Annotated in this window: 11 protein-coding genes; 3 read left to right on the top strand and 8 right to left on the bottom strand. The window is 72.1% G+C overall.

The window, feature by feature from the left end:
• The first annotated feature begins 55 nt into the window (after positions 1 to 55).
• The 3 genes from AB0878_RS19440 to AB0878_RS19450 all read left to right on the top strand — a co-directional run bounded on the left by AB0878_RS19440 (position 56) and on the right by AB0878_RS19450 (position 2,920).
• Positions 56 to 1,678 carry a sensor histidine kinase gene (locus tag AB0878_RS19440; protein ID WP_366581614.1) on the top strand — a complete coding sequence of 541 codons (1,623 nt, stop codon included), beginning with the start codon at positions 56 to 58 and terminating at the stop codon, positions 1,676 to 1,678.
• Positions 1,675 to 2,343 carry a response regulator gene (locus AB0878_RS19445; RefSeq protein ID WP_366581616.1) on the top strand — a complete coding sequence of 223 codons (669 nt, stop codon included), beginning with the start codon at positions 1,675 to 1,677 and terminating at the stop codon, positions 2,341 to 2,343. Before AB0878_RS19440 ends, AB0878_RS19445 begins: the two co-directional genes overlap by 4 nt.
• Positions 2,344 to 2,491: 148 nt before the next feature.
• Positions 2,492 to 2,920, top strand: a complete 429-nt coding sequence (locus AB0878_RS19450; RefSeq protein ID WP_366581617.1) for a hypothetical protein — start codon at positions 2,492 to 2,494, stop codon at positions 2,918 to 2,920.
• 3 nt (positions 2,921 to 2,923) lie between these two features.
• On the opposite strand, the gene AB0878_RS19455 is transcribed toward AB0878_RS19450, so the two are convergent.
• From AB0878_RS19455 to AB0878_RS19490, 8 genes are all read right to left on the bottom strand, one after another.
• The gene (locus tag AB0878_RS19455) at positions 2,924 to 4,312 is read right to left on the bottom strand and encodes a beta-N-acetylhexosaminidase (protein WP_366581619.1); all 1,389 of its coding nucleotides are present in this window, start codon (positions 4,310 to 4,312) and stop codon (positions 2,924 to 2,926) included.
• 2 nt (positions 4,313 to 4,314) lie between these two features.
• Positions 4,315 to 5,193: a carbohydrate ABC transporter permease gene (locus tag AB0878_RS19460; protein ID WP_366581621.1), complete on the bottom strand. Its 879-nt coding sequence runs from the start codon at positions 5,191 to 5,193 to the stop codon at positions 4,315 to 4,317.
• Positions 5,184 to 6,140, bottom strand: a complete 957-nt coding sequence (locus tag AB0878_RS19465; protein ID WP_366581623.1) for a sugar ABC transporter permease — start codon at positions 6,138 to 6,140, stop codon at positions 5,184 to 5,186. Before AB0878_RS19465 ends, AB0878_RS19460 begins: the two co-directional genes overlap by 10 nt.
• The gene (locus AB0878_RS19470; protein ID WP_366581625.1) at positions 6,140 to 7,432 is read right to left on the bottom strand and encodes an extracellular solute-binding protein; all 1,293 of its coding nucleotides are present in this window, start codon (positions 7,430 to 7,432) and stop codon (positions 6,140 to 6,142) included. Before AB0878_RS19470 ends, AB0878_RS19465 begins: the two co-directional genes overlap by 1 nt.
• A 73-nt stretch (positions 7,433 to 7,505) precedes the next feature.
• Positions 7,506 to 8,648 carry a lactonase family protein gene (locus AB0878_RS19475; RefSeq protein ID WP_366581627.1) on the bottom strand — a complete coding sequence of 381 codons (1,143 nt, stop codon included), beginning with the start codon at positions 8,646 to 8,648 and terminating at the stop codon, positions 7,506 to 7,508.
• A 38-nt stretch (positions 8,649 to 8,686) separates the two neighbouring features.
• Positions 8,687 to 10,078, bottom strand: coding sequence for a gluconate:H+ symporter (locus AB0878_RS19480; protein WP_366581628.1), 1,392 nt, complete (start codon positions 10,076 to 10,078; stop codon positions 8,687 to 8,689).
• Entirely contained in the window at positions 10,075 to 11,670 is a 1,596-nt protein-coding gene (locus AB0878_RS19485; RefSeq protein ID WP_366581629.1) for a D-aminoacylase, read from the bottom strand. The genes AB0878_RS19480 and AB0878_RS19485 overlap by 4 nt, the downstream gene beginning before the upstream one ends.
• A 13-nt stretch (positions 11,671 to 11,683) precedes the next feature.
• Positions 11,684 to 12,988 carry an amino acid deaminase gene (locus tag AB0878_RS19490; RefSeq protein ID WP_366581630.1) on the bottom strand — a complete coding sequence of 435 codons (1,305 nt, stop codon included), beginning with the start codon at positions 12,986 to 12,988 and terminating at the stop codon, positions 11,684 to 11,686.
• Positions 12,989 to 12,996: the final 8 nt, after the last annotated feature.

Here is a 12,996-nt window from a genome sequence, read left to right on the forward strand (position 1 = left end):
TCGGACAGTGGTACGCGAGGGCCGTCGCACCACCCGGGTGTTGCCGTCCGCCCGTATGTGCTGGTATGGGCACGTGCCTGCGCCCACCCGGACCCGGACGAGCCGCTGGAGCCTCGCCCGCCAGCTGCTGGTGCTCCAGCTGGCGGTGCTGCTCGTGCTCGTGGGTGGCGGGATCACCATCGCGTACCTCGACGCCGGCCGCACGACGACCGACCGGGCGCGCGACCAGTCGCTGGCGGTCGCCCACGCGATCGCCGACTCGCCGGGAGTGGTGCGGGCGGTGTCCACACCGGACCCGACGGCAGTGCTGCAGCCCTACGCGGTGCGGGTGCAGGCCGACGCCGACGTCGACTTCGTCACGATCATGACGCCGCAGGGGATCCGCTACACGCACCCGAATCCGGCGCTGATCGGCCAGCCGTTCCTCGGCCACATCGCCGCCGCCCAGGAGGGTGGCGTGGTCACCGAGACCTACACCGGTTCGCTCGGGCCTTCCGTCCGCGCCGTGGTGCCGGTGTTCGACGCGAACCACCGCGTCGTCGCGCTGGTGGCGGTGGGCATCACGATCGCCGCGATCTCCGCCGAGCTGCGCGACCGGGTATGGCCGCTCGCCGGTGTCGCGGCCGCGGTGCTGCTGGTCGGCGCGTGCGGCGGCTGGCTCGTGAGCGCCCGGCTCAAACGCCAGACGCGCGGGATCGCGCCCGGTGAGCTCAGCAACCTGTTCGAGTACCACGAAGCCGTGCTGCACTCCGTGCGCGAAGGCGTGCTGCTGGTCGGGCGCGACGGCCGCGTCGGCCTGTGCAACGACGGCGCGCGCACGCTCCTGGGCCTCACCGCGGATCCCGTGGGGCGGCCGCTGGTCGAGCTGGGGCTGCCGCCGGAGCTGGTGGCCGCGTTCGTGTCCGCCGAGACGCGCACCGAGGAGCTGCACCTCACCGACACGCGCGTGCTGGTGGTCAGTACCACCGTCGTGCGCTCCGGCGGGCGCGCGCAGGGCACCGTGGTGATCCTGCGCGACCACACGGAACTGCAGACGCTCACGGGTGAGCTCACCACCGCCCGCAGCCTGTCGGAGGCGCTGCGGTCGCAGGCGCACGAGGCCGCGAACCGGCTGCACACCGTCGTTTCCCTCGTGGAGCTCGGCCGGCCCGAAGACGCGGTGGAGTTCGCGACGGCCGAGCTCGCGCTGGCCCAGGAGCTCACCGACCGCGTGATGAGCGCGGTGTCCGAGCCCGTGCTCGCGGCCCTGCTGCTCGGCAAGGCCGCGGAGGCCAGCGAACGCGGCGTCGAGTTCACGATCACGCCCGACACGGTGATCGAGGACCTCGGCGGCGGGATCGCCGGCCGGGACCTCGTGACGATCCTGGGCAACCTCGTCGACAACGGCATCGACGCCGCCGCGCGCGGGGCGGCCGGCCGGCCGGCTGTGGTCGTCACCGCGCGGACCGACGAGGACGGGCTGCTGCTGCGGGTCGCCGACAACGGCCCGGGCGTACCGGAGGAAGCTGTGGAGGACATGTTCCGCCGCGGCTGGTCCACGAAGGCGGCCGAGGGCCACGGGCTCGGGCTCGCGCTGGTGGCCCAGGCCGTCCGGCGCTACGGCGGCCGCGTCGACGTCGGGCAAGAGGGTGGCGCGGTGTTCACGGTCCGGTTGCCGAGGCAGGAGGCGCTGCGGTGATCCGCGTGCTGGTGGTGGAGGACGAGCCCGTGGCCGCCGAGGCCCACCGGCTCTACGTGGAGCGCGTGGGCGGCTTCAGCGTCGCCGGCGTGGTCCACTCCGGCGGCGACGCGCTGCGCTTCTGCGAGCGCGAACCCGTCGACCTCGTGCTGCTCGACTTCTACCTGCCCGACACCCACGGCCTCGCCGTGTGCCGCTCACTGCGCGCGGCCGGCCTGCCCATCGACGTGATCGCCGTGACCTCGGCGCGCGACCTCGCGCTGGTGAAGGCGGCGGTCTCGGTGGGCGTGGTGCAGTACCTGCTGAAACCGTTCACGTTCGCTTCGCTGCGGGAAAAGCTCGAGCGCTACGCCGAGTTCCACCGGGCTTCGGGCGAGGTCACCGGCCAGGCCGAGATCGACCGCGCGCTTGCGACGCTGCGCACGAGCGAGCAGCAGGCCCTGCCGAAGGGCATGAGCGCCGAGACGCTCGAAGCGATCACCGCCGCCCTGGCCGCCGCCTCCGAAGGGCTCTCCGCCGCCGGCGCGGCGAGCGCGATCGGCGCGTCGCGCGTCACGGCCCGCCGCTACCTGGAGTACCTGGCGGACAACGGCTTGGCCCACCGCGAACCCCGCTACGGCCAGGTGGGGCGCCCCGAGGTCTGGTACCGCCACGGCCCCGCCTGACGACCAGTACTGGTCGCGCCGGGTGCGGGGCGAATCGCCCGGCCTCACCCGGACGGTTGTTCGCGCACTGTTTCTGTATAACGCCCTACACAGCTCGGCGGGGCACGAGGTACGGTCGCCGCGAACCAGCCCGACGAAGGGGAATCCGGTGGAGCGAGACCCGCGCCCACGGCTGCTGCTGCGGCACCTCGCGCACGAGCGCAGTGCCGAAGGCAGCGAACGCACCTCGCGGCTCACCGTCCGGCGCCCCACGGCCGGCTACGCCTCGGCGAAGGCCGTCTGCGACTGGTGCGGCGCCGAGCTCGAGCTGCGCGTCGCGGCCGTCCGGAAGGTGCGGCAGTCGCTGCTGGGATGGGCGCTGGTGTACTTCGCCGGGGTGCTGGCCGTGGTCGGGGGCATGGCCGCGCTGTCGGCGTCGGTCGTGGGGCTCGCGGTGGTCCTGATGGTCGGCGGGTTGCTGGTGGCGGTGGTCGGAGCGGCGTTCTGGTGGTGGGCCACGGGCGTCCGTCCGGTGCGCGCGCTGCCGGAGGGGAGGCCCGGGCCGCACGTGGTCCGGCCGGACCGCGGGCAGCGCTAGAGCTCAGCGAGGGCAGCCCGGTGCGTCGGGCCGGGTCTGCCACGGGTGCGGCCCGTCGAGCGGCCGGTACTCCACGCCCAGCGCGTCGAGCCGCGGCAGGTGGTGGTCGCGCAGGCGCGGCAGGAACTCGGCGAAGTCGCGGGGCCCGGTGGTCCAGGCCAGCTCCGCGAACGCGCTCAGCCGGGGGAAAGCCGCGTAGTCCACGCGCCGCGCGGTGTCGAGGTGCTCGGTCCAGACCTGGGCCTGGGCGCCGAGCAGGTGCGGGCCGGTCAGCGCCGGATCGTAGGTGTAGACGTCCTCCAGTGTGCGCAGGTAGCCGACCGGGATGGGCTCGTCGGGGTGGTCGGACTGGCGGTGGTCGAGGTACACGCGGTCCTCCGGGCACAGCACCACGTCGTGACCCCGGGACGCGGCCAGCTCGCCGCGCGCCTCGTCCTGCCAGGCGCCGATCACCATGGGCGGGAGGTCGCCGATGTCGAGGACCTCGTCCCAGCCGAGCGCCTGCCGGCCGCGTGCGGCCAGGTGCGCGGCGATCTCGCGGACGAACCGGCCGTGGGCCTCGGTCGCGCCCGGCACCTCGTCACCGCCGAGGCCGATCACCGGCGACGGGAAGATGTCCAGCACGTGGTCGAACACGGTGCGGAAGAAATCCAAAGTGGACTCCGAAGGGTCGAGCAGCGAAGTGCTGATGCCCCAGGACGTCCACACCTCCCAGTCCGCGTCGGGGTCGGGGCCGAGCTTCGGGTACGCGGCGATGGCCGCGCGGGCGTGGCCGGGCACGTCGATCTCCGGCACCACCGTCACGGCCCGCGCGGCGGCGTACGCGACGATCTCCCGCAGGTCGTCGGTGGAGTAGAAGCCGCCGTGGGGACGGCCGTCGCGCTCGGGACCGTCGTGGCGCCCCACCATCGACGAACGCCGCCAGCCACCGACCGAGGTGAGCCGGGGGAACCGCGGCACCTCGATGCGCCAGCCCTGGTCGTCGGTCAGGTGCAGGTTCAGCACGTTGAGCTTGTGCGCCGCCAGCAGGTCGACGAACCGCAGCACCTCGGCCTTCGTGCGGAAGTGCCGCGCCACGTCGAGCAGGCAGCCGCGCCAGCCGAACCGCGGGTGGTCCTCCACCACCCCGCACGGCAACGTCAGCCCGGAGCGGATCGACGCCGCCCGGAACGCGTCCGGCCCGGCGAGCTGGCGCAGCGTCTGCCGGCCGTACACCTCGCCCGCCGCGTCGGCGACCGACAGCGTGACCCCGCGGGGCGTGATCGCCAGCCGGTAGCCCTCGGTGGGCAGCTCCGGCGCCGGCCGCACGGTGACCGGTGCCGGCCACGGGCACGTGCCCGGCACCTCGGTGACGGAGACGGGACGGGGGAGCAGGGTGTCGAACCCGGGCATGATCAGCCTTTCACCGCGCCGGACATCCCGGCGACGAGCCGGCGTTGCACCAGCACGAAGAACACCAGCACCGGGATCGTCATGAGGGTGGACGACGCCATCACCGCGCCCCAGTCGGTGTCCTCCGGTTTGAAGAACACCAGGATCGCCTGCGGCAGCGTCTGGTTCTCGGTCTTGGAGATGATGAACGTCTTCGCGAACAGAAAGTCGTTCCACGCGTGGATGAACGCCAGCACGCTCACGGCGACCAAGCCCGGCGCCACCAGCGGGAACAGGATCTGCCACGTGAAGCGCATCCGCGACGCGCCGTCCAGCTTCGCCGCTTCCTCCAGCTCCACCGGCACCGCCGCGACGAACCCGCGCAGCATCCAGATCGCGAACGGCAGGCTGAACGCCAGGTGCACGAGCACGAGCGAGCCCAGCTCGTTGAGCCCGAACGCCGGCGCGACCGCGCCGATCTGGCGCATCAGGAAGAACAGCGGGATGGTCAGCGCCTCCACCGGCACCATCTGCGCCACGAGGATCATCACCAGCAGCACCGTGCGGCCGCGGAAGCGGAACCGCGTGAGGGCCACGGCCGACAGGAACGACAGCAGCAGCGACAGCACCACCACGGCCAGCGCGACCAGCAGGCTGTTCACGAAGAACCGGCCGAAGCCCGAAACGGTGAGCACGCGCTGGAAGCTGTCGAGCGAAGGCGCCAGCGTCCACGGTTTCGGGTTCGCCGTCTGGATCTCACCGGCGGGCTTGAACGCCGAGAGCACCATCCAGTACAGCGGGAACGCGACGATCCCTGCGACCACCACAGTCACGATCTCGGCCACGAGCCGGCCCGGCCGCCGGACGTGGCGAGTGCGGGACCTCGCCGTGATCACAGCCATGCCGTGCTCCGGCGCTGGGACCGGACGTACAGTCCGGTGATCGACAGGAGCAGCAGCGTCATCACGACTCCGATCGCCGAGCCGAGGCCGTACTCCTGCCCGGCGAAGGCCTGCTGGTAGGCGTAGACGTTGAGCACGAGGTTGCGCCCGGCCACGCCGCCGCCGTTGGTCATCACGTAGATCTGGGTGAACACCTTGAAGTCCCAGATGATCGACTGGATCGTCGCGACCATCAGCAGCGACCGCACCATCGGCAGCACGACGGCCCACGTGCTGCGCCACGCCGACGCGCCGTCCAGCGACGCGGCCTCGAGGACCTCCCCCGGGATCGCCTTGATCCCGGCGTACATCGTGACCAGCACGAACGGGAACGAGCACCAGATCACCTCGGCGGCCACGAGCCCGAACGCGCCGAAGGTGCCGAACGTCCAGGAGTGGTGCGCCATGCCCGTGAAGCCGATGCCCGAGAGCACCTCGTTCACGAGGCCGAAGTCGGTGTCGAAGAGGAACAGCCACACGTACGAGCCGGCGATCGCGGGCGTCGACCACGCGCCGAGCGCCGCGAGGAACAGCAGCGTCCGCGGCACCGCGCGCACCTTCGACGCCAGCACCGCCAGCGCCGTCCCGACCACCAGGCTGCCGAGCACGCACGCGGCGGCGAACCCGACGGTCTTCGCGAGCACCGTCCAGAACTGCACGTCCTGCAGCAGCGCCGCATAGTTGTCGAACCCGAGGAACACCAGCGGCGCCGCGCCCGCGGCCTGGGGCTGCCCGTAGTCGTAGAACGAGATCAGCACCAGCTGGTAGATCGGGTACACCAGCAGCGCCGCGAGCAGGATGCCGGCGGGCAGCAGGTAGAGGAGCGCCGCCCGGCCGTCCCGCCGCCGGCGCGCGCGGCGGGGCGCGACCGGAGCCGGGACGGTCACGGGCAGCTGCTGCGTGACCATCAGCCGAAGTTCTTGTTCATCGCCGCCGTGGCGTCGGCGAGCGCGCCGTCGACGTCCTTGCCGCCGGTCGCGATCTGCTGCACGGCGGTGGGCAGCACGTTCTGGCTGTCGATCTTCGACCAGCCGGGCGTGCTCGGCACGAACTTCGTGCCGGCGGCGAGGGTGTCCACGAACGGCTTGAGCGTCGGGTCGCTCGCCGCGAGCTTCTTCTGCACGCTCTCCAGCGTGGGCAGGTTGCCCATGGCGTTGTACATCTTCTCCTGGTACTTCGCCCCGGCCAGCAGCTCCGCGAACTGCACGGCGAGCCCGTGGCGCTTGCTCGCGCCGAACACGCCCAGCAGGTTGCCGCCGGCGAACGCGGGCGCGACCGAGCCCGGCGTGGTGCCCGGCAGCGGGACCACGGCGTACTTGCCCTTAACCGCACCCTGTTCCACGGCCTTGCGGTTGAAGTCACCGCCGATGGTCATCCCGGCCTTGCCGCCGGCGAACGCGGTCACGCTCTGCGTGCCGGTGAGGTTCGCGCACGCGGCGGGCGGGCAGATGTCGTCCTTGAGCAGGTTCGCGTACGCGGTGATGCCGGCCTTCGCCTGCGGCGACTCCACAGTGGACGTCCACTTGCCGCTGTCCTGCTTGGCCACGTCGCCACCGTTGGCCCAGACGAACGGCAGGAGCGCGTAGGTGTACTTGCCGCCGGTCGAGATGCCGTAGAGGTCGGGCTTGGCGGCGTGGATCTTGCGGGCGTCGTCGGTCAGCTCGGCGAGGGTGGCCGGCGGCTCGAGACCCAGCTCGGTGAACACGTCGGTGCGGTAGTAGAGGGCGCGGATGCCGGTGTACCAGGGCAGGCCGTAGGTCTTGCCGCCCGACTTCGCGGTGCCGAGCACCGAGGGCAGCAGGTCCTTGCCCTCGCTCCACGACGAGATGTCGCCGGTGAGGTCGCTGAGCGCACCGGTCTGGGCGTAGCTCGCCACGTCGGTGTTGCCGAACTCGGCGACGTCGGGCGCGTTCGACGGGTCGTTGAAGGCGCCGGAGAACTTGTCGGCGCGGCCCTCGACCGGCACCCACTGCACGTCGACGTCCACGCCGGCGTGCGCGGCCTTGAACTCGGTGATGGCCTCCTTCACCGCCGCTTCCTTGGGTGCGCGGCTGGCCTCGTCGAACAGCCACACGCGCAGCGTGCCGGTCTGGTCGTCCCCGCCCGAGGCCGCCGGGGCCGACTGGGTGGGCGCGCAGCCGGCCAGCAGGGCCAGCGCCGCGGAGACAGTGATGGCGGTGAACGTACGACGCACTCTCATCGTTGAGCTCCCAGAGGGTAGGGGCCGGCCGGCGACGGACCGGTCTGGTCCGCCGCCGGCCGGCGACGCCGGGTCAGGCGAAGAAAACGGAGTTGACCGACGGCACGGCGAGCGAGCCGGCGACCGCGCCGGGCAGGCCCGTGGCCGGGTCGCGCGGCAGCCAGGTGACGGTGCCCGAACGCTGGTTGGACACGTAGAACCAGCGTTCGTCGGGCGAGAGCGCGACGTGACGCGGCCAGTTGCCCCCGGTGTCCACACTGGACACCAGCTTGAGCGTGGTGCCGCCGCCGGACACCGAGAACGTGGCGATCGTGTTCGGGCCGCGGACGGTCGCGTGGACGAACTTGGCGTCCGTCGACACGGCGATCTCGCCCGGGAACAGGTCGCCGGTGCTGCCCGCCGGCACCGCGGGGACGACCGCGAGCGGGGTGAGCCGGCCCGCCGCCGCGTCCCAGGACAGCACGGTGATCTCCGGGCGCAGCTCCTGCGCGAGGTAGGCGTAGCGGCCGTTCGGGTGGAACGCCAGGTGCCGCGGCCCCGCGCCGGAGGGGAGCGTGACCTGCTGGTGCAGCGCGAGTTTCCCGCTGCCGGTGTCGAGCGTGTACACGTAGACCGAGTCGGCGCCGAGGTCCACCGACAGCACCCACTGCCCGGTCGGGTCGTTCACCACCTGGTGCGCGTGCGCGTCCCGCTCGGCGCCCTGGTGCTGCTGCACGTCCGTGGCCGGGCCGAGCTTGCCGCCCGCCAGGATCGGCAGCACCACGACGCTGCCCGAGCCGTAGTTGGCCGCCAGCAGGTACTTCTGGCTGCTGTGCACCGACAGGTGCGTCGGCGCGCTGCCCTTCGACGACACGGAGTTGAGCAGCCGGGGGCTGTTCGCCGTGGTGACGTCGAGGGCCGAGATGGCGCCATCCGGGTCACCCTCGTTCGTCGCGTAGAGGGTGCGGCCGTCGCGGCTGCGGTCGAACCACGACGCGTCGGGCACCCCGGCGACGGTGCGGACCGGGGTGAGCGCCGGCGCGGTGCCCGTGCGGCCCACCACGTCGAGGCCGTGCCCGGCCGGTGGGGTGCTGGTGTAGCTGCCGACGTACGCGTTCGCTCCCGCGTCTCGGGGGCAACCGGCGGGTGCGGCGTTCGCGAGCTGGGTGCCGAGCACGGTGCCGAGTCCGGCGGCGCCGGCGGCACCGAGGAACGTGCGACGGGAAAGTCCGGCCATCGAGGTTTCTCCCAACGGTGAGGGGACCAGAAGGTGGTTCAGACCACTGCCATGATCAATGCTGCCACGGCGAAACCGCTGAGGGAAAGGACTGTTTCGAGCGCGGTCCACGTTTTCAGCGTCTGGGGCACGGAAAGGCCGAAGTAGCGCGACACGATCCAGAAGCCGCCGTCGTTCACGTGGGAGGCGATGATCGAGCCCGCGGAGATCGCGATCACGATCAGGGCCAGCTGCGGCTGCGAGTAGTGCAGCTCCACCACCGTCGGCGCGACGATGCCGCTGGTGGTCACGATCGCGACCGTCGCCGAGCCCTGCGCGACGCGCATGCCGCAGCTGATGATGTAGGCCGCGAGGATCACGGGCAGGCCCGCGTCGCCGAGGGAGCCGGCGACGGCCTGGCCGATGCCGGTCGCCGAGAGCACCGCCCCGAAGAACGAGCCCGCGCCCACCACCAGCAGGATCATCGCGACCGGGCGCAGCGCGTTCGCCGACAGCTGCGCCAGGTCCGCGCCCGTCATGCCACGGCGGTGGCCCAGCAGCCACGAGGCGAGCAGCGTGGCGATCGTCAGCGCGATGGCGGGCGTGCCCAGGAACGCCGCGACCCCGGCGGCGCCGGAGTTCTTCGGCAGCACGATGCTGCCGAACGTGCCCACCAGGATCAGCACGAGCGGGATCGCGATGATGCCGCTGACCAGGGCCAGCGACGGCGGGTTCGGGTTCTCTTCGTCGTCGTCGCCGGCGAGCTTGGCGAACTCCTCGGCGAGCGGCACGTTCACGCGCTTGCCGATCCACGTCGAGTACAGGATGCCGCCGACGAACCACGCGGGGATGCCGCAGACCGCGCCCATCAGGATGAGCCAGCCGAGGTCCACGTGCAGCAGCCCGGCGGCCGCGACGGGCCCGGGGTGGGGCGGGATGAACGCGTGGGTGATCGACAGGCCCGCCAGCAGCGGCATCGCGTAGAGCACGATCGAGCGGCCGCCCTGCTTGGCCGCCGCGTAGACCAGCGGCGCCAGCACGAAGATGCCGATGTCGAAGAACACCGGGATGCCGAAGATCAGACCGGACAGGCCCATCGCGAGCGGCGCGCGTTTCTCGCCGAACGCGCGCAGCAGTGCCGAGGTCAGCACGCGGGCGCCCCCGGAGCGTTCGAGGATCGACCCCAGCAGGGTGCCGAGGCCGATGATCGCCGTGATGTGCCCGAGGATGCTGCCGAACCCCTTCTCCAGCAAGGAGTCCGACGTCTTCTGCGCGGTGCCGACCAGCGTTCCCACGGGCAGGCCGGCGGCCAGCGCGGTGAGCACCCCCACCACGATCAACGCGATGAACGGTTCGAGCTTGACCTTGATGATGAGCACGAGCAGGACGGCGATCGAAACCGCCGCGAGCGTCAGCAGACCGCCGGTCGTGGTCTGCAGCCAGTGGATCATCGGCCCCTCCCGGGGTGACGAAGGGAATGGCCGGCGAGGGCGCCGGTGGGGTGGGTGTCCTCGATCGCGGCGACGCCGTTCACGAAGACGTGGGAGATCCCCTCGGCGGGCTGCCTCGGGTTTTCGAACGTGGCGGTGTCGGTGATCGTGGCGGGATCGAACAGCACCAGGTCGGCCGCGTACCCGGGGCGCACGAGGCCCCGGTCGGTGAGCCGCAGCCGCCGCGCCGCGCGCCCGGTGAGGTGCGCGACGCAGTCGGCCAGCCCGAGCACGCCCAGTTCACGGACGTAGCGGGCGAGGTAACGGGGGAACGTGCCCCAGGCGCGCGGGTGCGGCCGGTTGCCGACGAGCAGGCCGTCGGAACCGCCGGTGTGCGTGCGGTGGCGCATGATGGCCTGCACGTTCTCCTCGTGGCCGATGTGCATCAGGCACGAGGTGCCGAGCCGTTCGTCGACCAGCGTGGCGAAGTACAGCTCGGCGGGCGTTTTTCCTTGCGTACGGGCGGATTCCGCGACGCTGTGGCCGACGAGGCCGACGTTGCTCTGGTGGCGCACGCCGTTGATCTCGATGCCGGACCAGTCGATGGGCACGCCGTGCGCGCCGTCCGAGCCGGTCTCTTCGATCTCGACGCGGATCCGCTCGCGGGTGTCCGCATCGGACAGTCGCGCGAGCGTGGCGTCGAGCCCGCCCTCGGTGGCCCAGCTCGGCAGCAGCGCCGACAGGTAGGTGGCGCCCGGCAGGTACGGGTAGGTGTCGAGGGTGATGTCGCCGCCGGCGTCGAGGGCGTCGTCCAGCAGCTTCAGCAGCCCCGGTGCTTTGCCCTTGTTGACGGAGAAGTTCATCGTGGCGTGCGCGAGGTGCAGCGGGCAGTCCGCGCGGCGCGAGACGTCGACCATCTCGGCGAAGGCCTCCAGCGCACCGGCGCCGTAGCTGCGGTGGTGGGGGCTGTAGTAGCCGCCGTGCGCGCCGACCACGCGGCACAGCTCGACGAGCTCGGCCGTGTCCGCGTACATGCCCGGCGTGTAGGTGAGCCCCGAGGACAGCCCGAAAGCGCCTTCTTCGAGCCCGGTCGCGATCAGTTCCTTCATCCGGTCGAGCTCGGCCCCGGTCGCCGGCCGGTTCTCCCAGCCGACCGCGAGCATCCGGACGGTGCCCTGCGGCACGAGGTAGGCGGCGTTCACGGCCACGCCGCGGTCGAGCCGGTCGAGGTACTCGCCGACCGAGCGCCAGTTCCAGTCGAAGCCGGCCGGGTCGTCGTTCCAGCCCGCGAGCTGCTGGCGCAGTGCCTCGAGCACGGTGTCGTCCACGGGCGCGTACGAGAGGCCGTCCTGCCCGAGCACCTCGGTGGTCACGCCCTGGGAGACCTTCGCGAGGTGGTCCGGGTTCGTGAGCAGCTGCAGGTCGGAGTGCGAGTGCATGTCGATGAACCCAGGTGCGAGCACGAGGCCGTCCGCGTCCAGCACGCGCTTTCCGGTGAGCGAGCCGGGTTCGGCGACCTCGGTGACGCGGTCGCCGGTGATCCCGACGTCGTGGCGAGTGATCGGACCGCCGGTGCCGTCGGCCACTTGGGCGCCGCGGAAGACAGTGTCCATCAGAGCACATCCATCAGAACCACGTCCGCACGAAGTCGACGACCGTCTCGCCGTCGGTGTCCACCACCGGCAGCAGCGGCCACTTGTCGAACGTCGTGCACGGGTGCGAAAGCCCGAGCCGCACCCAGTCGCCGACCTCGACGGGGGAGTCCGCGGGCAGCGCCAGGAACGCGTGCTGGTCGTTCAGCTTCGTCACGGCGTGGCCGGTGAGCTCGGCGTTGACGCCGTTCTTGCGCAGCAGCTGCGGCTCCGGCATGCCCTCGTCGTAGGGCAGATCGCGCTTGCCGGCGGTGAGCAGCGCAAGCTCGGCAGTGGGTTTCGAGGTGACCTGCGCCCACGCGTGCAGCGCGGCGTGGAACGGCTCGACGCCGGCCAGCCGCGGGTGCACGCCGAGCGGCGAGATCTCGCGGTAGAAGCCGTCGTCGTGGGTGACATAGGCGCCGCTGCGCAGGATCGGCAGCACGTCCATGCCGTCGGGCCACGGTTTCGTGAGCTCCTGGGCCACGCGGTCGAAGTAGGCGCTCCCGCCGGCCGTCACGTACACCTGGCCTTCGGCGAGCAGTCCCTGGTCTGCGAACGCGATCGCCGAGTCGCGCAGGGTGTCCACATAGGAACTGATCTTGGCCAGGGCGGCGTCGTCGGTGTCGTGCGACAGCGCGCCCTCGTAGCCGCCCGTGCCGCGCAACCGCAGCGCGGGACTCTTCGCGACCGCCTCGGCCACGGCCAGCGCCGTCTCCGGGTCGCGCACCCCGGTGCGGCCGCCGGCGCCACCCAGCTCCACGAGCACGTCGACCGGGCGCGCGGAGCCGGCCAGCGCCTCGGCCATCAGCTCGACCCCGCGCACGGAGTCGACCCAGCACACGAACTCGAACACCGGGTCCGCCGCCAGCTCGCCCGCGAGCCAGCGCAGGCCCGCCGGGTCCACGAGCTGGTTGGCCAGCAGGATCCGCGAGACGCCGAACGCGCGGTAGATCCGCAGGTGCCCGGCGTTGGCGGCGGTGACGCCCCACGCGCCGTGCGCGAGCTGGCGCGCGAACAGCTCGGGCGCCATCGTGGTCTTGCCGTGCGGCGCGAGCGCGATCCCGTGCCCGGCGCACCACGCCGCCATGGTGGCGAGGTTGTGCTCCAGCGCCGCGGCGTCGAGCACGACGAACGGGCCGAAGAAGCCGTCGGCGAACAGGTTCGCACGCCGGGCCGCGGCCTCGTCGAGGGTGAGCCCGGCCAGCGCGGGCGCGATCGAGCGGAAGCGCCAGTCGATCTTCTCGTCCCGGCCCGCGCGGACGGCGGCGGTCAGGGCGGCGTGCTCGGAGCTGTTCATCGATTCAG

Origin of the sequence: Amycolatopsis sp. NPDC047767 (assembly GCF_040704195.1) — a bacterium.
In the GTDB taxonomy this organism is placed as follows: domain Bacteria; phylum Actinomycetota; class Actinomycetes; order Mycobacteriales; family Pseudonocardiaceae; genus Amycolatopsis.

Coding starts and splice junctions, on each gene's coding strand:
- AB0878_RS19440 (WP_366581614.1), top strand. CDS start 56: ATGTGCTGGTATGGGCACGTGCCTGCGCCCACCCGGACCCGGACGAGC.
- AB0878_RS19455 (WP_366581619.1), bottom strand. CDS start 4,312: ATGCCCGGGTTCGACACCCTGCTCCCCCGTCCCGTCTCCGTCACCGAG.
- AB0878_RS19460 (WP_366581621.1), bottom strand. CDS start 5,193: ATGGCTGTGATCACGGCGAGGTCCCGCACTCGCCACGTCCGGCGGCCG.
- AB0878_RS19465 (WP_366581623.1), bottom strand. CDS start 6,140: ATGGTCACGCAGCAGCTGCCCGTGACCGTCCCGGCTCCGGTCGCGCCC.
- AB0878_RS19470 (WP_366581625.1), bottom strand. CDS start 7,432: ATGAGAGTGCGTCGTACGTTCACCGCCATCACTGTCTCCGCGGCGCTG.
- AB0878_RS19475 (WP_366581627.1), bottom strand. CDS start 8,648: ATGGCCGGACTTTCCCGTCGCACGTTCCTCGGTGCCGCCGGCGCCGCC.
- AB0878_RS19480 (WP_366581628.1), bottom strand. CDS start 10,078: ATGATCCACTGGCTGCAGACCACGACCGGCGGTCTGCTGACGCTCGCG.
- AB0878_RS19485 (WP_366581629.1), bottom strand. CDS start 11,670: ATGGACACTGTCTTCCGCGGCGCCCAAGTGGCCGACGGCACCGGCGGT.
- AB0878_RS19490 (WP_366581630.1), bottom strand. CDS start 12,988: ATGAACAGCTCCGAGCACGCCGCCCTGACCGCCGCCGTCCGCGCGGGC.